17 protein-coding genes are annotated in these 21979 nt (G+C 65.8%); 15 read left to right on the top strand and 2 right to left on the bottom strand.

The genetic code is table 11. The features are described 5' to 3' along the window. Positions 1–76 precede the first annotated feature (76 nt). The 4 genes from ACM42_RS09510 (at position 77) to ACM42_RS09495 (ending at position 6658) form a co-directional block, all read left to right on the top strand. Positions 77–1609 carry a caspase family protein gene (locus tag ACM42_RS09510; protein WP_271527674.1) on the top strand — a complete coding sequence of 511 codons (1533 nt, stop codon included), beginning with the start codon at positions 77–79 and terminating at the stop codon, positions 1607–1609. Between the two features lie 143 nt (positions 1610–1752). Continuing rightward, a complete protein-coding gene (locus ACM42_RS09505) occupies positions 1753–2424 on the top strand; it encodes an OmpA family protein (RefSeq protein WP_271527673.1) in 672 nt (223 codons plus the stop codon). A gap of 155 nt (positions 2425–2579) precedes the next feature. After that, positions 2580–3509 (top strand): efflux RND transporter periplasmic adaptor subunit, encoded by a 930-nt coding sequence (locus tag ACM42_RS09500; protein WP_271527672.1) that lies wholly within the window; start codon positions 2580–2582, stop codon positions 3507–3509. Then, on the top strand, positions 3509–6658 hold the full coding sequence (locus ACM42_RS09495; protein ID WP_271527671.1) for an efflux RND transporter permease subunit: 3150 nt from the start codon (positions 3509–3511) through the stop codon (positions 6656–6658). Before ACM42_RS09500 ends, ACM42_RS09495 begins: the two co-directional genes overlap by 1 nt. A gap of 196 nt (positions 6659–6854) precedes the next feature. Here the strand turns inward: ACM42_RS09495 and ACM42_RS09490 are convergent, their stop codons facing one another. After that, on the bottom strand, positions 6855–7529 hold the full coding sequence (locus ACM42_RS09490; RefSeq protein WP_271527670.1) for a Crp/Fnr family transcriptional regulator: 675 nt from the start codon (positions 7527–7529) through the stop codon (positions 6855–6857). A gap of 234 nt (positions 7530–7763) precedes the next feature. Here ACM42_RS09490 and ACM42_RS09485 point away from each other — a divergent pair, with 234 nt between their 5' ends. From ACM42_RS09485 to ACM42_RS09435, 11 genes are all read left to right on the top strand, one after another. Beyond that, complete coding sequence (locus ACM42_RS09485) at positions 7764–9818, top strand: AsmA family protein (RefSeq protein ID WP_271527669.1); 2055 nt, start codon at positions 7764–7766, stop codon at positions 9816–9818. Positions 9819–10048: 230 nt separating this feature from the next. Further along, on the top strand, positions 10049–12496 hold the full coding sequence (locus ACM42_RS09480; protein WP_271527668.1) for an adenylate/guanylate cyclase domain-containing protein: 2448 nt from the start codon (positions 10049–10051) through the stop codon (positions 12494–12496). A gap of 210 nt (positions 12497–12706) precedes the next feature. Then, positions 12707–13573: a hypothetical protein gene (locus ACM42_RS09475; RefSeq protein WP_271527667.1), complete on the top strand. Its 867-nt coding sequence runs from the start codon at positions 12707–12709 to the stop codon at positions 13571–13573. A 127-nt stretch (positions 13574–13700) separates the two neighbouring features. Next, positions 13701–14408, top strand: coding sequence for a GntR family transcriptional regulator (locus ACM42_RS09470; protein ID WP_271527666.1), 708 nt, complete (start codon positions 13701–13703; stop codon positions 14406–14408). Positions 14409–14454: 46 nt separating this feature from the next. Beyond that, positions 14455–15417 (top strand): ABC transporter substrate-binding protein, encoded by a 963-nt coding sequence (locus ACM42_RS09465; RefSeq protein ID WP_271527665.1) that lies wholly within the window; start codon positions 14455–14457, stop codon positions 15415–15417. Between the two features lie 6 nt (positions 15418–15423). Next, on the top strand, positions 15424–16179 hold the full coding sequence (locus ACM42_RS09460; protein ID WP_028178795.1) for an ABC transporter permease: 756 nt from the start codon (positions 15424–15426) through the stop codon (positions 16177–16179). Then, positions 16158–16964, top strand: a complete 807-nt coding sequence (locus ACM42_RS09455; protein WP_271527664.1) for an ABC transporter ATP-binding protein — start codon at positions 16158–16160, stop codon at positions 16962–16964. Before ACM42_RS09460 ends, ACM42_RS09455 begins: the two co-directional genes overlap by 22 nt. Before the next feature lie 7 nt (positions 16965–16971). Beyond that, entirely contained in the window at positions 16972–17781 is an 810-nt protein-coding gene (locus tag ACM42_RS09450; RefSeq protein WP_028178796.1) for an ABC transporter permease, read from the top strand. A gap of 9 nt (positions 17782–17790) precedes the next feature. Continuing rightward, complete coding sequence (locus ACM42_RS09445) at positions 17791–18450, top strand: polysaccharide deacetylase family protein (RefSeq protein ID WP_271527663.1); 660 nt, start codon at positions 17791–17793, stop codon at positions 18448–18450. 3 nt (positions 18451–18453) lie between these two features. Further along, positions 18454–19323: a fumarylacetoacetate hydrolase family protein gene (locus ACM42_RS09440; RefSeq protein WP_271527662.1), complete on the top strand. Its 870-nt coding sequence runs from the start codon at positions 18454–18456 to the stop codon at positions 19321–19323. A gap of 52 nt (positions 19324–19375) precedes the next feature. Beyond that, positions 19376–20419: a uroporphyrinogen decarboxylase family protein gene (locus tag ACM42_RS09435; protein ID WP_271527661.1), complete on the top strand. Its 1044-nt coding sequence runs from the start codon at positions 19376–19378 to the stop codon at positions 20417–20419. 131 nt (positions 20420–20550) lie between these two features. Here ACM42_RS09435 and ACM42_RS09430 read toward each other — a convergent pair whose 3' ends face one another. Beyond that, on the bottom strand, positions 20551–21807 hold the full coding sequence (locus ACM42_RS09430) for a Spy/CpxP family protein refolding chaperone (protein ID WP_271527687.1): 1257 nt from the start codon (positions 21805–21807) through the stop codon (positions 20551–20553). Between the last annotated feature and the right edge of the window lie 172 nt (positions 21808–21979).

Here is a 21979-nt window from a genome sequence, read left to right as displayed (position 1 = left end):
ATAATGCAAGAAGCGTAAGTTAAGGTCGCCGCGGCGCAAGCTGGAACGGCGCCTTTTTGGCTGGACCGCGCTGATTATGAAAATTCGCTTCTTTTTTCTTCTGCCCTTGCTCGTCTCGCTTGTCCCGACTGCCCCATCCTTTGCGGCCGGCGACCGTTTTGCGCTGGTCATCGGCAACGCCAAATATCCGGATGCGGATGCTCCGCTGAAGGAACCGATCAACGACGCGCGCGACGTGGCCGATGAGCTCAAGCGGGACGGCTTCTCGGTCGAGATCGGCGAGAACCTGACCGGCGACGCGATGCGCCGCGCCTTCGACAAGCTCTACGGCAAGATCAAGCCGGGATCGGTGGCGCTGGTGTTCTTCAGCGGTTTCGGCATCCAGTCGGCGCGCCAAAGCTACTTGCTGCCGGTCGATGCGCAGATCTGGACGGAGTCCGACGTGCGCCGCGATGGTTTCAGCCTCGAGACCGTGCTCGGCGAGCTCAACAGCCGCGGCGCCGGCGTCAAGATCGCGCTGATCGATGCGTCCAGGCGCAATCCGTTCGAGCGCCGGTTCCGCAGCTTCTCGGCCGGCCTGACCCCGGTCATCGCGCCCAACGGCACGCTGGTGATGTATTCGGCGGCGCTGGCCTCGGTGGTCTCGGACGCCGGTGGCGACCACAGCCTGTTCGTCCAGGAGCTGTTGAAGGAGATCCGCGTTCCCGACCTGATGGCCGAAGAGACGCTGAACCGTACCAAGATGGGCGTCACCCGTGCCTCTCGCGGCGAGCAGGTGCCGTGGATTTCCTCGTCATTGGCCGAAGATTTCTCGTTCATTCCGGGCGCCGGCGGATCGCGTCCCGCAACGACGCCGCCGCCCGCGCCTCCCGCTGCGCCGGCCGTCATCGCCAACAACCCGCCGCCGGCACCACCCGCCCCGCCGACACCGCCTCCGCCGCCGAAGCCGGCCGACACTGCTGCGGCACCCACACCCCCTCCTGCGCCCGCACCGGCCCCGTCGCCGAAGCCGCAGATCGAGGCTGCCCTGCCGCCACCACCGCCGCCGGTGAAACCGATCGATCCCGGTCCTGCGCCGAGCACGGACAGCGGGCCGAGCGCCGCCGTCCTGGCTGACGATCCCACCATCAAGAGCCTGACCGCCAAGATCGCCGCCAATCCGGACGACGTGAACGCGCTGTACCGGCGCGGCCAGGTCTATGCCAGCAAGGGCGCCTACAACCTCGCGATCAAGGATTTCGACGACACCATCCGGATCAATTCGAAGGACGTCGAGGCGCTGAACAACCGCTGCTGGACCCGCACCGTGGTCGGTGACCTCCAGGGCGCGCTGAAGGATTGCAACGAGGCACTGCGGCTTCGGCCGAACTTCGTCGATGCACTGGACAGCCGGGGACTCGTGAACCTCAAGTCGGGAGCGGTGAAGAATGCCATCGCCGATTTCGACGCGGCCCTGAAGATCAACCCGCGCCTCACTTCATCGCTCTATGGACGGGGCCTTGCCAAGCAACGCAATGGCTCCGCCCAGGAAGGGGCGCTGGATATCGCCAATGCCAAGGCGATGGATCCGAACATCGTTCAGGAATTCGCAAGCTACGGAGTGCGTTGATATTTTTTTGAATTGAGGCAGTCGAAGCCTCGAACCTTGAACGGGCCAAGAAAGACTAATGGGCGGATGCCGCAAGAGGCCTTTTCTGGGCTTGTTGCTGGAATTTGGAAGCACGCGAGCCGGCTGAGCAGGAGGGACTGGCTATGAGATTGGCTGCAAAAGGACTTACCGCGATCCTGTCCATCATCATCGTCGGCGCCGCTCTGTCATTGCCGCGCTCAGCCGCGTACGCGGGCGATGACGGCAACAGCAAGAATGTGACCGAGGACGAGATCGTCCGCGCGCTCGCGCCGCCGGCCAAGAAGCCCCTGACCCGCGGCCTCTCGATTGGCCCGCAGACCGAATCCGCGCCGAACGCGGCGGAGACCAAGCTGATTCAGTCCGTGCGCGGCCGCTCGACACGCTCGCTGTCGTCGACCGAGCGCGAGGAAATCGCTTCAGTCGTCAAGGACAAGCCGAACATCGATCTCGAAATCACGTTCGACTACAACTCCGCCAACATCAGCGCCAAGTCGATGCCATCGGTGCAGGCACTCGGTCGGGCGCTGACCAGTCCCGACCTGAAGGGCTCGACCTTCGTGGTCGCCGGCCACACCGACGCTGCCGGCGGCGAAGCCTACAACCAGGACCTGTCGGAGCGTCGCGCCGATTCGATCAAGCGCTACCTCGTCGAGAAATACAACATCTCCGCGACCGATCTCGTCACCGTCGGCTACGGCAAGAGCAAGCTCAAGAATCCGAGCCAACCGCTGGCAGAGGTCAACCGCCGCGTGCAGGTCGTCAACATGGAAAACAAGACTACCGCGTCGAAGTGAGCCGGACGTAATCCTTTACAGTGAAAAGTCGTGATGTGGTGTAAGGTCTCGCTTCCAAAGCGCGTCCCGCAACCTTGCGGGACGCTTTATTTCAGGGAAACGCTCTGTCTGGGCCTCGCGCGGACGGCCGTGAGCCAGGCCAGGATGATCCGGCGATGAATCTGACCGAATATCTCAAGCCGGCCGGAACCGTGCTGTTCGTCGCCGTGCTCGGCGTCGGCTATTATCTGTTCGAGCATCGGCATCGCCCGGAAGCGAAGGAGACGCCGGGCGAGGCGCTCGTCATCGTGACGAAGTCGACCAACGCCTGCTTCTCCGACCTGGTGCGGGTGACGGGCTTCTTCGTGCCGCGCCGCGAGGCGGTGGTCGTTGCCGACCAGGAAGGCTCGAGAGTCACCGACCTCTTGGTCACCGAGGGCGCCGTTGTCGCCGACAACCAGGAGCTGGCGCGCCTGACTGCGCCGCCGCAGATCCCGGGCCAGCCGCAGCGACCCGGCCAACAAGGCCCGATCTCGTTGAGAGCACCTGCGCCGGGGCTCGTCACCGAGGTCCGCACCATCGTCGGCGCGCCGGCCTCGCCGCAAGCCGGTCCGATGTTCCGCATCGCCGTCAACAACGAGATCGAGCTCGACGCCCAGGTGCCGGCGGTGCACATGTCCAAGCTCAGTTCCGGCGCGACCGTGCGCATCAGCCGCGACGACGCGCCCGATTTGATCGGACGCGTCCGGCTGGTCGCGCCCGAAATCGACCGCACGACCCAGCTCGGGCGCGTCCGCATCAGCGTTACCAACAATCCATCACTCAAGGTCGGCGTGTTCGCCCGCGCCTCGATCGACGCCAAGCGCAGCTGCGGCGTCTCGATCCCCAAGACGGCGATCGATCATCTCATGGTGCAGGTCGTCAAAGGCAACATTGTCGAGACGCGCAAGGTGCGGGTCGGACTGTCGTCCGACAGCGCGACGGAAATCCTGGAAGGGCTCGAGGTCGGCGAAATCGTCGTGGCCGACGCCGGCTCTTCGCTCCATGATGGCGACCAGATCAAGACCATGTTCGCCGATGAACTCGATCGCACGCGGGTACGCTGATGGCTCTCAATATCTCGGCATGGTCGATTCGTCATCCGCTGCCGTCCGTCGTCTTTTCAATCATCCTCCTGGTTCTCGGCTGGACCTCCTTCACCAAGCTTGCAGTGACGCGGCTGCCCTCGGCCGACATCCCCGTGATCTCGGTTGCGGTCTCGCAGTTTGGCGCAGCGCCAGCCGAGCTCGAATCCCAGGTCACCAAGACGGTTGAAGACGCGGTCTCCGGCGTCGAGGGCGTCAGGCACATCACCTCCTCGATCACCGACGGCCTGTCGGTCACCACGATCCAGTTCGCGCTCGAGACCAACACCGACCGCGCGCTCAACGACGTCAAGGACGCGGTGACGCGCGTGCGCTCCAACCTGCCGCAGAACGTCACCGAGCCGCTGATCCAGCGCGTCGACGTCATCGGCCTGCCGATCGTCACCTATGCCGCGATCTCGCCCGGCAAGACGCCGGAGCAGCTCTCCTATTTCGTCGACGACGTGGTCAAGCGCGCGCTTCAGGGCGTGCGCGGCGTCGCGCAGGTCGAGCGCATCGGCGGTGTCGAGCGCGAGATCCTGGTCTCGCTCGATCCCGATCGCTTGCAGGCAATGGGCCTGACTGCCGTCAATGTCAGCCAGAGCCTGCGCGGCACCAATGTCGACGTCGCCGGCGGGCGCGCCGAGATCGGCAAGAACGACCAGGCGATCCGCACGCTCGCAGGCGCCAAGACGCTGGGCGATCTCGCCGGCACCATGATCCCGCTGTTCGGCGGCGGCGAGGTCCGGCTCGACGATCTCGGCACCGTCACCGACACCATCGCCGACCGCCGCACCTTCGCCCGCTTCAATGGCGAGCCGGTGGTCGCGCTCGGCATCAAGCGTTCCAAGGGCGCCAGCGACGTGAAGGTCGCCGAAGCCGTGCAGAAACGCATCGACGCGCTGAAAGCCGCCTATCCCGAGGTCGACCTGAAGCTGATCGACACCTCGGTCGAGTACACCAAGGGCAATTACCACGCGGCGATCTCGACCCTGTTCGAAGGCGCCATCCTCGCCGTCGTCATCGTGCTCCTGTTCCTGCGCGACCTGCGCGCGACCATCATCGCCGCGATCTCGCTGCCGCTGTCGATCTTCCCGGCGTTCTGGGCGATGGACCTGCTCGGCTTTTCGCTGAACCTCGTCAGCTTCCTCGCCATCACGCTGTCGACCGGCATTCTCGTCGACGATGCCATCGTCGAGATCGAGAACATCGTCCGGCACATGAACATGGGCAAGTCGCCCTACCGTGCCGCGTTGGAGGCCGCCGACGAGATCGGCCTCGCGGTCATCGCGATCTCGCTGACCATCATCGCGATCTTCGCACCGGCGAGCTTCATGTCGGGCATTGCCGGACAGTTCTTCAAGCAGTTCGGCATCACCGTCTCGGTGCAGGTGTTCTTCTCGCTGCTCGCGGCCCGCTTCGTCACCCCGGTTCTGGCAGCCTACTTCCTCAAGCACCATACGCATGTGGAACCGCCGCCCGGCCGGATATTGCGGTCCTATCATCGGATCGTGGCCTGGTCGGTGAAGCACCATTTCATCACGGTGCTGATCGGCCTCGGCGTCTTCGCCGCCTCGATCTGGAGCATCACGCTGCTGCCGCAGGGCTTTCTGCCGGCGCAGGACAGCGCCCGCTCGCTGCTCGCCCTCGAGCTGCCGCCGGGCACCCAGCTCGCCTACACCGAAAAGGTCACCGAGGACATCGTCGCGCGCCTGCGCAAGCGGCCCGAGGTCAAGAGCATCTTCGTCGACGGCGGGCGCGTCCCGCCGGGGACGCAGGAAGTCCGGCGCGCCGCCCTGATCATCAACTACACGCCCAAGAACAGCCGCGACATCACCCAGCGCGAGCTTGAATTCTCGATCAGCCAGGAGCTGGAGAACGTTCCTGATATCCGCTTCTGGTTCCTGGACGAGAACGGCCTGCGCGCGATCTCGCTGGTGGTGACCGGTGTCGACCCCAACATCGTCAACAACGTCGCGAGCGAGCTTGCGACGCAGATGAAACGCATCCCCACCATCGCCAATGTGATCTCGGAGACCTCGCTGGAGCGTCCCGAGCTGCGTATCGAACCGCGCGCCGATCTCGCCGCACGGCTCGGCGTGTCCACCGAAAGCCTGTCGCAGACCATCCGTGTCGCCACCATCGGTGACGTTGGCCCTGCGCTCGCCAAGTTCGACGTCGGCGATCGCCTGGTACCGATCCGGGTGCAGCTCGAGGATGCCGCGCGCGGCAATCTGAAGACGCTCGAACAGTTGCGCGTGCCGCTCGGCGAGCGCGGCGAGAAGGGCGGCGTGCCGCTCTCGGTCATCGCCGATGTCAAGCTAGATCAGGGTCCGACCAGCATCAACCGCTACGACCGCGAGCGGCAGGCAACCGTCGCGGCCGACCTCGTCGGCTCCGCCGCGCTCGGCGATGCCACCAAGAAGATCTACGACCTTCCGGTCATGAAGACCCTGCCGAAGGGCGTGAAGGTCTCGCCCTCCGGCGACGCCGAAAGCCTGAACGAATTGTCGGACGGCTTCGCGACCGCCATTACGGCGGGACTGATGATGGTCTACGCCGTGCTGGTGCTGCTGTTCGGCACCTTCCTGCAGCCGATCACCATCCTGTTCTCGCTGCCGCTCTCGATCGGCGGCGCCATCGCCGCCCTGCTCGTCACCGGCAAGCAGCTCACCACGCCGGTGTGGATCGGCATCCTGATGCTGATGGGTATCGTCACCAAGAACGCGATCATGCTGGTGGAATTCGCGATCGAAGCCATTCGCGCCGGCAAGCCGCGCGAGGAGGCCATGATCGACGCCGGCATGAAGCGCGCCCGGCCGATCGTCATGACCACGATCGCGATGGCCGCCGGCATGATACCGAGCGCGCTCGCAGTCGGCGCCGGCGGCGAGTTCCGCTCGCCGATGGCGCTCGCGGTGATCGGCGGCCTGATCTTCTCGACCATCCTGTCGCTGGTGTTCGTGCCCGCGATGTTCATGGTGATGGACGATTTCGGCGCCCTGATCTGGCGCTTCGCCAAGCGGCTGATCGTGCACAGCGAGGATGCGGAGACGGACGATCATCACGGAGCGGCACCAGCGGAGGCGCCCCGCGTACCGAAGAATATCGTGCACCCGGCGGCTGAGTAGGATCGCGCGACTCGAGCGACGACGTCGCCTGTTGGGTGCGATGATGAGTGCGCCGCGAGCACTGGACGTTGTCGCATCGCTCGCAAACCTCCGGGAGCACCGGCTGGCGCGGGGAAGCGTCGGCACGATTATCGAAGAACGCGACGACGGGCGACCCTACGCCGTCGCGCGATCAGGGTGCCGGAAGCCGCCTCCCCTACTCGTTCCGCGCGATCGCGGTCAGCTTGTTCATGTTCCGCAGCAATATCCGGCCGCGCTGGAGATCGAGGATCGCCTCCTTGCGCCAGGCCTGAAGCTGGCGATTGACGCTCTCGCGGGCGGCGCCGACGAAGACGCCGAGCTGCTCCTGCGAGATGTGGACCTCGGAGCCGAAATCGGCGGCGAGCGCGCAGAGCCGCCGGGCCAGGCGAACCGGCAGCGGCTGCAGCATGGATTCCTCCATGCGCTCGCTCTGCCAGCGGATGCGCTGGCACAGCAGTGCGATGATCTTGATCGCGACCTTTGGCTCGCGCTCGAGGAAACCGAGGAAATCTTCGCGCCGCAGCACGAACAATTCGCTGGTCTCTCCCGCGGTGGCGTCCGCCGTGCGGCTCTGGCCGTCCAGCACCGCGACCTCGCCGAATAGGTCGCCCGGCCCCATGAAATTCAGCGTCAGCCGGCTGCCGTCGGAGGCGCCGGTTTCGATGCGGACCTGGCCGCGGCGCACGCCGAACAGCGCGTCCCCGGGATCGCCCTTCTGGAACAGCACCTCGCCATTCCCCAAATGCTGGGTGTGACAGAGATTGGACAGCCGCTGGAGCTCGTCTGCGCCGAGATCGGCGAACATCGGGTTCATCTTCAGGATGACCGCAAATTCGGCCTGCTTGCTCATTTCAATGTCCTTGTGAACGTCCTGGTCACTGTTCCTGTCAAATCGCTTGAAACCATCAACTTCAGGATCGCGTAAAACCGCGCCGGAGAAGTGTGTCATAAGTCACATAACTTTGCAGCACCCCCCGACTATTTTTACGCGCTTGGAGCCGCTTCCCGTCCGGGGGTAAACTCAGGCGCAAAGGACGGGTCATCTGCGGATTCGACGCCGATCACCCGTCGTTGGAAAGTCGACATGAGAGCATTGAAATTCGCCGGCGGAGCTTTGGCCGCCGTCATCATCGTGATCGCGCTCCTGCTGATGGTGGGAATCCCCTCGGGCTTCCTGACCGCCACGATCGCCTCGCGCGTCGAGAGCGCGACCGGCTATCGCCTGTCGATCGACGGCACCACGAAGATCAGCCTGTGGCCGACGCTGAACGTCACCCTGAACGACCTCACGCTTGCCGACCCCAGGGATCGCAGCGGCATCACGCGCCTGACGGTCGACAGTGTGCAGGCCGACATGTCGCTCGCAAGCATATGGTCCGGCCGCCCTGAGATCGGCGAGCTCGTCGTCACCCATCCCGTGCTCTACCAGCCGCTGCTGCGTGAGCGCCTGCCGAGTGCCGGCGCCCCGTCGAAGCCGCTCGCGCTCGATACCAATGGCGCCACCGTCGACCGCATCAAGGTGATCGACGGCGAAGTTGCATTCTCGCGCCTGCGCGATCGTGTCGAGGGCCGCATCAGCGCCATCAACGCCGACGCGACCGTCGACCGCGACCGCAAGGTCAATATCACCGGCACCGCGCGCGTTGGCGATCATCCGACCAAGTTCGACATCAAGGCAGCGCCGCCGGCGTCGCCGGCCGAGCGGCCGACGGTTCCCGTGGATTTCGCCATCGACATGCCTGACGTGCTGAAGTCCCAGCTCACCGGTCACGCCGAGATGCGGCTCAATGGCGATGTCGTGATGATCAACGGCGTGAATGGCAAGCTCGGCGACGGCGCATTCAACGGCTGGGCCTCGGTCGACATTGCGAGCAAGCCTCTGGTCAAGGTCGACCTCGATTTCCAGCGGCTCGCGATGCCGCTGGCGAAATCGCCGCAGGGCACGGCCGGGCAGCCCTGGAGCGATGCGCCGATCAACGTGTCCGGGCTCAACTATGTCGACGCGCAGTTGCGGATTTCCGCGAACGAAGCCTTGATCGGCGATGCGCGCATCGCGCCGCTGGCGCTCGACGCCAAGCTCGCCGGCGGCGTGCTGAAGGCCGGCACCTCCAATCTCGGCGCCTATGGCGGCCAGGTCTCGGGCGAGGTGATCCTGGATGCGACCAGCGGTGCGCCGAGCTTTGCCATGCATTCCGATCTCGGCGGCGTGCGCGCGCTGCCGCTGCTCCAGGGCCTTGCCGAATTCGACCGCATCGACGGCAAGCTGCAGGCCAAGCTCGCTCTGCGCAGCGCAGGAAACAGTCAGCGCGCGCTGATGGCGAACATGCAGGGGACCGCCTTCGTCAATTTCCAGGACGGCGCGATCCGCGGCATCAACGTCGCTCAGATGATCCGCTCGCTGACGACGGGCATGCTGTCCGGCTGGCAGGCAAATCAGGACCCCGGCCAGGAACAGAGCACGGACCTGTCGCAGCTCTCGGCCTCCTTCCGCATCGACAAGGGTCAGGCGGTGACGACCGATCTCAATCTGATCGGACCGCTGGTGCGCGTGACCGGCGCCGGCACCATCGCGCTCGACACCAAGATGATGGGCTTTCGCGTCGAGCCGAAGCTCGTGATGACGACCGAAGGCCAGGGCCGCACCTCCGAGCCGGTCGGCTTCGGTATCCCCGTGATGATCCAGGGCAGCTGGTCGCAGCCGCGGATCTATCCCGACATGGCCGGCATGCTGGACAATCCGGACGCCGCCTATGCCAAGCTGCGCGAGATGGGCAAGGGCCTGTTCGGCCCCGACGGCGCCGGGCTCGGCAACATTCTGGGCAGCCTCGGGCTGGGTGGCACCCCCGCGCCCGGCGGCGGCAATGTGCCCGGCAATGCCAATCCGCAAGCCCAGCAGCCGGGGCAGAACAATCTGCTCGGCGGCCCGCTGGGGGAGGCGATCGGCAATCTGATCCAGCAGGGGCTTTCCAGTGGCGCAGCAACCGGCACCGGCCCCGGCCGCAGCCGCAGCGTACCGGCAACGCCTTCCACGCCGGCACCGCAGGCCTCGCCTGCCGCCCCCGCTCTGGAGGACCCGCCGCTGGCGCAGCAGGACAGTCAGCCAATGAACGACGTGCTGCGGCAGCTCTTCAATCGCTGACCGAAGGACTGTTGTGCCGGACGTCACGGGCAGATCCTTGCATCGGCTTCGACCCCTGCGGCTTGCTCCGAGCGGGATGAGGCTGCGGCAATTCCCCTCTTCCATCGGCCCGGAAGTCCGCAGGGAGTAACCACACCGGCCGGTCCGCCGGACCCGCCACGGCCCCATGGCCCAAATTGTGGTAGAACGGCCCGCAGCGCCGGCGTCGATGGCGGCGCGAGAGGATCGGGATGGCAGGAGCGAACGACAAGACACGATCTCTGCGCGGGGGCCTGTTCGCCAAATACGTCGTCTCCCTCGTCGGCCTCGTCGTGTTCGTCCTCGCCGTCAACGGGGCGATGGAGACCTGGATCTCCTACCGCGCCACCCGGACACAGCTGACCGACGGGATGGAGGACAAGGCCCAGGCAGCCGCCCGGCGGATCGAGCAGTCGATCTCCGAGCTCGATCGCCAGATCAGCTGGGTGACGCGGGCGAGCCAGGACACGCTGGAGAAGCGCCGCGCCGACTACGCCCAGCTGCTGCACCAGGTCTCCGACGTCAACCAGCTGTACCAGCTCAACGGCGATGGCCGCGAGGTGCTGCGCGTCTCCCGGCAGTCGACCACGACCGGCGGCAATGCCGACCTCTCCCGCGACATACGTTTCACCGACGCCGTCGCCCGCGGCGTCAGCTATGCGCCGGCCTGGTTCGCCGACCGGACGCCGCTGATGTCGATCTCGGTGGCGCATTCCGGCTTCAACGCCGGCGTCACCGTGGCCGAGATCGATCTCAGCTTCCTCTCCGACTTCCTGTCGGACGCCCAGGTCGGCAAGGCGGCCTTTGCCTATGTCGTCGATCCACGCGGCCGCGTGCTGGCGACGTCCTCGAAGGGGCCCGAAATCGGCAAGGACCTCTCCAGGCTGCCGCAGGTTGCGGCCGCGATCGCGCCCGGCCACGAGCCCGACACGTCCGGCACCGACTTCAACGGCCATGCGGTGATGAGCGCCGCGAGCATCGTGCCGAAGCTCGGCTGGAGCGTGCTGTTCGAGCAGCCGACGACGCAGGCCTTGATGCCGATCCGCGACCAGCTGGTGCGCATCGCGCTGCTGATCGGCATGGGCCTGATGGTCGCGATCCTGGCCGGTACGCTGCTGGCGCGCCGCATGATCATCCCGATCACGGCGCTGCGCGACGGCGCGCACAAGCTCGGCGAAGGCGATTTCAGCCACCGTATCGACGTGCACACCTCCGACGAGCTGGAGGACCTCGCCGGGCAGTTCAACCGCATGGCCGACCAGATCCAGGAGACCTATTCGAACCTGGAGACCAAGGTCGAGGAGCGCACCCGCGACCTCGCGCAGTCGATCCACGAGCTCAAGGTGCTGGAGGAGGTCGGCCGCGCGGTGGCCTCCTCGCTCGATCTCAACGCCGTGCTTGCGACCATCGCGGCCCGTGCGATCGAGATCACCCATGCCGACGCGGTGCTGATCTACGGCTTCGACGCCGAGGCGAGCCGCTTCAACCTGGTCGAGGCCAACGGCATCGACAAATCCGCCGATGGCGCGCATGTCACCATCGCGCAGGGCGAGAACATCCTGAGCGATGCCGCCGACAGCGGCGAGCCGATCGCGCTTGCCGAGCTCGGCGAGACCGCGGAGCAGCCGCTGCGCGAGGTCGCGCTCGCTGCCGGCTTCAACTCGGTGCTGGTGGTGCCGCTGATCGACCAGCAGGGCACGCTGGGCTCGCTGGTGGTGCTGCGGCGCGCCGGCGGCGAGTTCGCCGGCAGCGTCATCGGCCTGATGCGCACCTTTGCCAACCAGGCCGTGCTGGCGATGCGCAATGCGCGGCTGTTCAGCGAGGTCGACCACAAGAGCCACGCGCTGGAGGCGGCGAACAAAACCGTGCGCGCCCAGGCCGACAAGCTGCGCGAGCAGACCGAGCAGCTCAAGGACTGGAACAAGTCGCTGGAGGCGCGCGTCAGGACCCAGCTCGGCGAGATCGAGCGCATCCGCAAGCTCGAGCGTTTCCTGGCGCCGCAGGTGGCGCAGCTGATCGCCTCCTCCGACAGTCCCGAGGGGCTGCTCACCAGCCAGCGCCGCGAGGTCACGGTCGTGTTCTGCGACCTGCGCGGCTTCACCGCGTTCACGGAAGCGACCGAGCCGGAAGAGGCGATGAACGTGCTGCGCGAATATCACGCAGCGCTCGGCCAGCTGATCTTCAAGTACGAGGGCACGCTCGACAAATATGCCGGCGACGGCGTGATGATCCTTTTCAACGCGCCGATCCAGTTCGAGGACCACACCAGGCGCGCGGTGAAGATGGCGGTGGAGATGCGCGACACCATCGGCCCCTTGACCGAGCGCTGGCGCAACCGCGGGCACAGCCTCGGCTTCGGCATCGGCATTGCGCTCGGCTATGCCACGCTCGGCCAGGTCGGCTTCGAGCAGCGGCTGGAATATGCCGCGATCGGCAGCGTCACCAACCTCGCCTCCCGCCTCTGCGGCGAAGCCAGGCCCAACCAGATCGTGGTGAGCCGCCGCGTCTACGGCATGGTCGAGCCCTGGGTCGAGGCACGCGCCCTCGACGATCTCCAGCTCAAGGGCTTCAATCACCCCGTGCTGGCAATGGAGATTTTGAGCTGGCGCGAGGAGGTGGAGAACGCGGTGGATGCCGCGGCGGTGCGCATGCGAGGCTAGCCGCAAACAAAAAGTGCGAAAACAACCCCATGCACAGTAGACGGGGGTTGGAAAATCAATGGGTTAGCGGGGCCTTCACGCGGGTGCCGAAGCGTTTGACACGTCGCGCGAAACACCGCCGGGATGGTAGCATCCCCCGAACCACATCGGTCCTCCCCGCGACCAACCCTCGCCTCAACGGCGAGGCTGAATCCGGATGGGAGACGACCCGTGGCATTTGCCCTGCCTTCGCACGCTTATGATTTGCAGATGCTGGACCGGCCCGCCGACCGCGCGCGCGATCATGGCTGGGTCTATGGGGTGCCGCCGGGAATTACGAGCGAAGAGTGGCCGCTCGATCCCGTCACGGGCTATCCGCTGATGCACGGTTTCACGCTGCTGCTGCCGGAGGATTATCGCGTGCATGGCGAGGACATCGTCGCGGTGTCGTTCTTTGCCACGGCACCCGATCACAATGACGGCGGCGCGCCCGATGATCCCGAAGTCCGCGAAGCGGTGATGGCGCGCGCCTCGCATCCACGCCTGTCGCGCATGACCGACATCCTCGACTACGAATATGCCGCGCTGCTGCTGACGCGGGCCGAATACGAGGGTGCGTTCGCGACGCCGCCGGCACCGCTGACTCTGGCGACGGCCGAGCGGCCGCGCTGGCTCGACGTCGGCGGCGCGAGCGCCTTCTTCGAGGCTGCGCCGCCTTACGCGAGGAAGATGTTCGCCACTCCGCCGCGCGCGGATCTCAGCGAGAATCGCGCGATCGCGCTGACGCCGCGCGCGAACGACCCCAATGCCGGCAAGGGACCGCAGGACGAGCACGTTCGCGAAAATCCGCCGACCGGTTATCAGCCTTACTACTATTATGTCGGCGGCAGGCCGGGCCGCGACAATTTCCGCCTGCATGACTGGACCAGGGACCACGCCCACAATCATCTCGGTGGCACCATGCGGCCCTGCCAGGCCGTGCCGGAGATGAGCCCGTTCTACGTCGAGTTCGAGGAATATCTCGGCGGCTGCAATTTCGGCGGCGGCAACGCGCAGCTCGACTTCAGGGATATGAAGTTCGACTGGGCGTGCGGGTGATCACGCCGAGCGTGCCGCTGCTCCTCATGCTCAACCAGGAGACGCCAGAAAAATCGATTTTCGATTTTCTGTTGACCGCGAGGGGCCGCCTTGCAATCATCCCGCGATGGGTCCGCTTCAGTTCGATATGTCCGGAAACCCCGGGGATGGTCCGCGCAGCCTGACGTCGGCGCTGCATGAGCGGTTGCGCGCCGATATCCTGGCGACGCGGCTGCTGCCGGGTCAGAAGCTGCATATCGCCGGCCTCGCCAAGCAGTTTTCGGTGAGCCTTGCGGCGGTGCGCGAGGCTCTGTCCCGCCTCGTCGCCGACGGCCTGGTGCAGGCCTCGGACCAGCGCGGCTTCCGCGTGAGCCCGGTGTCGCTCGCCGATCTCGCCGATGTGACACAGACCCGGATCGACATCGAGGGTCTCGCGCTGCGTCGTTCGATCGAGCGGGGCGATGACGCTTGGCTCGCGTCGGTGAAGTCGACCTGGGCGGATCTGAAAGCCGTCCCCTATCACTACCCCGATGATCCGACCGTGCATTACGAGGAATGGGTGATCCGTCACCGCATTTTCCATCGCGCGCTGGTCAACGCCTGCGGCTCGCCATGGCTGCTCGGCTTCCGCGACGTGCTGCACGAGCAGAGCGAGAGATATCGGCGTCTGTCGATCCGACGCGAGCTCGGCGGCAAGCCGCGCGACGTCGAGGCCGAGCACGAGGCGATCGTCGCTGCCGTGATGAAACGCGACGCGGATGCGGCAGTTCGCGCCTTGTCGAAGCATTTCGGCATCACCAAGGAATTCGTCGAGCTCGCCGCCTCGCGCATTGCGGAGGTGAGCCGCACGACCTGACGATCCCTAGAAATTCGACACAAAAAAGAGAGACCGGGAGGAAACAATGAAGATCAATCGCCGTCACGCGTTCATGTCGCTCGTCGCCGCCGCAATTTTCGCCGGCCCCGCGAGCGCCGCCGACACCATTCGCGTCGGCCTGCCCACGAAAACATACTGGCCGACGACGATCGCCGAGACCGCCGTGCGGCAAAAGCTGCTCGAGAAGGAAGGCATCAAGGCCGAACTGACCATCTATCGCAGCGGCGCGGAGACGTTCGAAGGCATGGCCGCAGGCGCGGCCGACATCATCCTCGATCCGCCATCGCTGGTCTCCGCCGGCCGCAAGAAGGGCGTGATGTCGCGTATCGTCGCCAATGCCGCGATGGGCAATTTCGGCTGGCAGCTGATGGTGCCGACCAAATCGACGCTCGACGTCAAGGACCTCAACGGCAAGAAGGTGGCGATCACCGCGGCCGGCTCGGGCTCGGACCTGCTTGCGCTGTGGACCATCCAGGACAAGAAGATCGACTTCACGCGCGTCCCCGTCGGCGGCGGCGGCCTGGTGCCGAACCTTTTGGCCGGCAATGTCGAGGCCGCCGTGGTCTATTCGCCGCTGAGCTTCCAGATCTCGAAATCAGGCGAAGCCAGGACCATCCTGGATTACGCGACCGCGGTTCCGCCCAACCTCACCGCGGGCTGGATCGTGCTCGACAAGTTCGCCGAGGCCAAGCCTCAGCTGGTGCAGAAGGCGGTGAACGCCCTCTACGGCGCGGTCGCGTTCATGCGCGCCAATCGCGACGTCACCGTCAAGCTGATCGCCGAACTCTACGAAATGCCGCCGGAGATCGCCGCTCTCGAATACGACAACACGATCATGAAGCTCGAGACCAGCGGCGACATGGGCGCGGCCAATGTGAGCGCGGCGGTGCAGCTCTCGCTCGACCTCGCCAAGCTCGGCGGGCTCAAGGACATCGTGCCGGTCGAGGACGTGATCTCGACCAAGTTCAAGCCCGTCCCGACCAAGTAGTCGGCGATGCAGAGCACGCTTGCCATCAACCTCGCGCGGATCGCGATCATCGTCGCGATCCTGGCGCTGTGGGAGGTGCTGTCGCGCACCGGCATCGTCAATCCGCGCCTGCTGCCGTCGGCGTCCGACACGTTCGTGACGCTCGGCGATCTCCTGCAGCGCGCGGCCGTGCAGAAGGACCTTATGGTGACCGCGACCGAGGTGCTGGCCGCGTTCGCGCTGGCCGTGCCGTTCGGCGCGGTGATCGGCTTTCTGGTGGCGGAGAACCGCTACTTCGCCGATGTCGCCAAGCCGCTGCTGTTCTTCGCCTTCAGCATCCCGAAATCGATCTTCCTGCCGATGTTCATCCTCGTGTTCGGCGTCGGCTTTGCCCAGAAGGTCGGCTTCGGCTTCTTCTCCACGATCTTCATCGTGATCATGTCGACCACCACGGCGGTGGAGTCGGTCAAGGTCGAGCATCTGACGGTGGCGCGCTCCTACGGCGCCACGCCGATGCAGACGGCGTTCCGCGTCTACCTGCCGAGCATGCTGCCGGTGCTGCTGGAAGCGCTCAGGATCTCCATGATCTTCAACCTCACCGGCGTGATCCTCGCCGAGATGTACGCCTCGCGCGACGGCATCGGACACCAGATCGCGACCTGGGGCGAGAATTTCCAGATGAAGCAGCTCCTCGCCGGCGTCGTGATGGTCGCCGCGATCGCCATGACCTTCAACGAACTTGTCAGATGGGTGGAAACGCGATGCAGCCATTGGCGAACGTGACCCCGCTCAAGCCCGCCGCGCGCGCCGGCGCGATCGAGGTGAAGAATGTCGGCCAGGTGTTCAAGACCCGGTCGCAGGACGTCGTCGCGCTGGAGGACGTCTCGCTCGAGATCAAGCCCGGCCGCTTCGTCGTGCTGGTCGGCCCTAGCGGCTGCGGCAAGTCGACCCTTCTGATGATGATGGCGGGGCTGCGCCAGCAGACCGCGGGCACCATCACGATCAGCGGCGCGCCGATCCTGCAGCCCGACCCCGACAGGGTCGGCGTGGTGTTCCAGGAGGCGAGCCTGTTTCCGTGGCTGACGGCGGAGGACAATGTCGAGTTTCCGCTGGCGTTGCGGGGTGTCCCCAAGGCCGAGCGGCGAGCCAAGGCGCAGGATGCGCTCAAGCTGGTCGGGCTCGAAGGCTTCGGCAAACGTCATCCGCACGAGCTGTCAGGCGGCATGAAGCAGCGCGTCTCGATCGCGCGCGGGCTGGTGCAGGACCCGCCGGTGCTGCTGATGGACGAGCCGTTCGCAGCGCTCGACGAACAGACGCGCATGACCATGGGCGACGAGCTGCTGCGCATCTGGGCCGCGACCGGCAAGACGGTCGTTTTCGTGACGCACAGCCTGACCGAAGCCGTCTATCTCGCCGACGAGGTGATCGTCATGTCGGCACGGCCCGGCCGCATCGTGGACCATCTCCAGGTCCAGCTGCCGCGGCCGCGCACCTACGAGATGCTGAGCGGCGATGCCTTCGGGAGCTTGCGGGACCGCATCTGGCGGCACATCCGCAAATCGGCGTGAGGCGGAGATGAGTGCCAGGATAAGCGCGAAGACGCTGCGACATCTGATCGTGATCGGCCTGATCGCGCTGTGGGAGCTGTTGCCGCGCGCCGGGCTGATCCCGGAACTGTTCCTGCCGTCGCTGTCGTCCACGTTGATCGCGGGATGGACCGACGCGGGCGAATACGGTCATGCGCTTGCTGTCACCCTCTACGAGGTCGTGGTCTCCATGGCGTTCGCCTGCGGAGGCGGCATCCTGCTCGGCGCCATCGTCGGCAGCCTGCCGCGTCCGCGCGTGCTGATCATGCCGATGGTGTCGAGCCTCTATGCGGTGCCGCTCGTGATCCTCTATCCCGTCTTCACCGTGTGGCTCGGCATCGGCTCCGAATCCAAGATCGCATTCGCCTCGATCTACGGCTTCCTGCCGACGATGCTCGCCACTGCCGCCGGCATCCAGACCATCGATCCGCAACTCCTGCTCGCAGCCCGCAGCATGGGCGCGACCCTGAGCCAGCGGCTGGTCCGCGTCATCATCCCGGCGGCAATCCCGACGGTGCTGTCGGGTCTGCGCGTCGGCGGTGCGCTGGTCATCGTCGGCGTCGTCGTCTCGGAGATGCTGATCTCCTCGGCGGGCATCGGCTACCTGATCTCGCGCTACCGGACAATCCTCGACAGCCCGCACGTGTTCGCAGGCGTGCTCCTCGTGCTGTTTCTTGCGATCGGCTTCAACGCCGTGATCCGGTGGATCGAGCGCAAGGCGGCGATCTGGCAGACCGGCACCCGCGCCGGTCAGGCCAACGACGACATCGCCTCTGGCGCGATGCAGCCGGCGACCTGAGGTACTCGCGTGTACGACTTGACCCTGACGTTCGACAACGGTCCCGACCCTGACGTGACGCCACGCGTGCTCGACATTCTCGGCGAACGCGGGATCAAGACCACCTTCTTCGTCATCGGCGAGAAGCTCGCCGATCCCGAGCGGCGCCGCCTTGCGGAGCGTGCACACCGCGAAGGGCACTGGATCGGCAATCACACCTTTACGCATAGCATTCCGCTCGGCGAGCAATCGGGGCGCGATACCGCAGAGAGCGAGATCGGACGCACGCAAGTCGCGATTGGCGATCTCGCACATCCGCAGCGCTGGTTCCGGCCGTTCGGTGGCGGCGGCAATCTGGACAAGCGGCTGCTCAAGCCGTCCGTCGTCGACCATCTCGCGCGCAAAAAACACAGCTGCGTGCTCTGGAATTCCATTCCGCGCGACTGGGACGACCCCGAGGGCTGGACCGAGCGCGCCCTCGACCAGTGCAGCCGGCAACCCTGGACGCTGATGGTGCTGCACGATCTGCCGACCAGCGCCATGGACCACCTGGAGCAATTCCTCGACCGCGCCGAGGTCGCCGGCGCGCGCCTCCGCCAGGATTTCCCGCCGCAATGCGTTCCGATTCGCAGCGGCGAGATCGCGCTTCCGATCAACGACTATGTTTCCTCCATCGAAGAGAGTGTTTGACCAATGAAAGTCGCAAGCTTCACGATATCAGGCACGGCGAGCTATGGCATCGTCACCGACAAAGGCGTCATCGATGCCGGCAAGCGCCTGAAGGCATATCCGACCTTGAAGGCGCTGCTTGCGAAGGGGGCGCTCGACGAGTTGAGGAAACTTGCCGGCGAGAAGCCCGACTACGCGTTGCAGGACGTCGCGCTGCTGCCGACCATTCCCGATCCCGACAAGATCTTCTGCATCGGCGTCAACTACGCCACCCATCTGGCCGAGAGCGGCCATCCGACGCCGGCGCATCCGATGATCTTCACCCGCTTCGCCAACAGCCAGGTCGGCCACGGCCAGCCGATGATCCGGCCGCTGGAATCCGAACGTTTCGACTATGAAGGCGAGATGGCCGTCATCATCGGCAAGGCCGGCCGGCGCATCTCGCGTGAGGCTGCGCTCAGCCATGTCGCCGGCTATGCCTGCTACAATGACGGCAGCATCCGCGACTGGCAGCGGCACACCTCGCAATTCGCGCCGGGCAAGAATTTTGCCGGCACCGGCGGCTTCGGGCCGTGGATGGTCACGACCGACGAGTTGACCGATATCGCAAAGCAGACGCTGATCACCCGGCTCAACGGCGTCGAAGTGCAGAAGGCTCCGATCTCCGATCTCGTCTTCGACGTGCCGGCCCTGATCGCCTATTGCTCGACCTTCACCGAGCTGGTGCCCGGTGACGTGATCGTCACCGGCACGACCGGCGGCGTCGGCGCCTATCGCACGCCACCGTTGTGGATGAAGGGCGGCGACGTCGTCGAAATCGAGATCTCCGGCATCGGCATCCTGCGCAATCCCGTCAAGGACGAGGGATCGGCCGCGGCAACGCGCGCGGCCTGAACTGGCGCGCTCAACAACGACAGGCCTCGACAATAAGAAGAAGGAGAACCCCATGCCCATGCCGACGCACATCCTGCCGACCACCGTGGTCGGCAGCTATCCGCAGCCTGAATGGCTGGTGAATCGCGCCATGCTGTCGAAGGTGGTGCCGCGCACACGCCTGCACGACATGTGGCGGTTGCCGCCGGAACACCTGGAAGAAGCCCAGGACGATGCCACCATCGTCGCGATCCGCGACATGGAGCGCGCCGGCATCGACATCGTGACCGACGGCGAAATCCGCCGCGAGAGTTACTCCAATCGCTTCGCCACCGCGCTCGACGGCATCGACGGGGACAATCCCGCGATGATCGTGGCGCGCACCGGCAACACCCAGACGCCGGTGCCGCGCGTCGTCGGCCCTGTGAGGCGCAAAGGCCCGGTCGAACTGCATGACATGCAGTTCCTGCGCAAGAACACGGAACGTGCGGCGAAGATCACCCTTCCCGGCCCGTTCACGATGAGCCAGCAGGCCAAGAACGAGTACTACAAGGACGAGGAAGAGCTCGCGATGGCTCTCGCCGAGGCCGTCAATGCCGAGGCGCTCGATCTGCAAAAGGCCGGCGCCGACGTGATCCAGCTCGACGAGCCCTGGGTGCGCAACAATCCGGAGCTCGCCAAGCGCTATGCCGTCAAGGCGATCAATCGCGCGCTGCAAGGGATCACGGTGCCCACCGTGGTGCATCTCTGCTTTGGCTATGCTGCGGTCGTGCCGGGCTCGAACAAGCCGGCCGGCTATTCCTTCCTGGCCGAGCTCGACGACACCACCGCCGACCAGATTTCGATCGAGGCGGCGCAGCCGAAGCTCGACCTCGGCGTGCTCAAGGACCTGTCGTCGAAGAAGATCATGCTCGGCGTGCTCGACCTCGCGGATCCCGCGATCGAGAGCGTCGATACCGTCGCCGAGCGCATCCGCAACGGGCTGAAATATGTCTCACCGGATCGTCTCGTACCGGCACCAGATTGCGGCATGAAATACATGCCGCGTGCGACTGCGTTCGGGAAGCTGAAGGCCATGTGCGACGCAGCGGCGAAGGTTCGGCGGGAGGTCGGCTAAAGCGCGATGCGATGAGGATGAATCGTCATCGCGCTTTAGATTGTTGTTTCAACATGATCTTTTCGGAAAACCGCTGCGCACTTTTCCGGATCATGCTTGGCAGCTCTCGCGCGAGCGTCTCCGCGTCGCCCTCACGCCCCCCGCTTCGGCCCGATCGCCTCGAACCCGGCCTTCTGCTCGTCGCTCAAATCCGCCTCGAAATCGTCGAGCGCATCGGTGACATCGCCCACGGCTTGCAGCATCGTCTGCAGCCGCGCCTTCACGGCCGGGAGACGGGTTTGCGGTGTCGCAGCGGGCTCTGTCGGGCAGGCGCTGAGCGTCTGCATGCTGCGCAGGGTGGTGTCCTGGAGCACCTCGAGGCGGGCGCGGGCCACCTCGTCGAGGTGAAGCGTGGACGCAATGTCGTTTGCGGGCCATTGCTGCTGGACGAGCTGCTCGTATTGGCGCTGCGCCTTTTCGTCATAGCGGGGATCGTAGTCGGGGTGGCAGGCGGCGACTGCCTGCGCGTCCTTGCGCTGAACCGCGGCAAGCGCGGCGCGACGCTCGTTGGCAAGGGCATCGAGCCTGGCCTTCTGGTCGTCATTGAGGAGACCGACGAATTTCGCCAGCGGCGCTTCGATCGTCTCCGTTGCCTTGATCATGGCCTCGAGGCGCTCGCGCATCAGGCCGAGGCGCTCCGACGCATTCACGGGGACCTGCGCCGGGCAGGCGGTGCGGATGGTGTCGCGCGCCGCATTCCAGGCGGATGCGAGCTCGTCAAGCGCGGTGCGCTGCAACTCGTTCGGTGTCACGGCCGCGGCGATGCGGTCGACCCGGAGGCCGCCGGTGTCGCTGGCCTCGCAGAGCGTCTCCGCCGTCGGAACCCTTCGTCCGCGCCGGCTTTGCGGCGCGGTGTAGGCGGCGAGCTCCGTCGCCGCGTAGGGCGAGAAGATCGCGGCATAGATGTCGCCATAGCCGTAGAACGAGAGGCTGGTGGAGTCGCCGAACATGATCGCGGTGGTGAGATCGTCATGCGCGAATGGCCAGAACACCGGGCCGACCCAGCCGTAGCTGCCGTCGGGATGGCGCCACCAACCCTGCGGGCGTCGGCCGCCATGCCAGCCCGATAGCGCGGCCTGCGCCGTGAGCGCAGCACGCAGGACGTAAGGATTGGATAGCTGGCCGCGCTCGGCCCCGCGCGGATCTTGCGACCTCAGCGCAGCGGAGCGGTATCTGCTGCCGCGCACGGCCATGCGGGAGTGGCGCAGCCGCGACAGGCCGAGCATGTGGCCGACCGCGAAGCGTGCAACGCCAAGCGGACCGCCGCGCAATCCGAACTGCGCCTCCGCCTTATTGGGCAGCAACACTGCCGCAATCACGAGGGTCGCGCCGGCCAGTGCCAATCCCATGCGTCCCGACTTGATCGCTGACCTGACCACCTCGGCCTCCTCCCAGCGCCAAGCGCAATGCGTCGCAGCACAATGACGCGCAAGGGAACCGATTGTTCCGGAGAGACACAGGGCACAGCGTCGCGGGCGACCGCTCACCCTGCCCGTAGACAGGCAATTGTATCCGAGAAGC

Origin of the sequence: Bradyrhizobium sp. CCBAU 25338 (assembly GCF_028128965.1) — a bacterium.
Lineage (GTDB): Bacteria > Pseudomonadota > Alphaproteobacteria > Rhizobiales > Xanthobacteraceae > Bradyrhizobium > Bradyrhizobium liaoningense.
The sequence above is the reverse complement of the archived record's forward strand: the minus strand, read 5'-3'. Positions and strand labels throughout refer to the sequence as shown.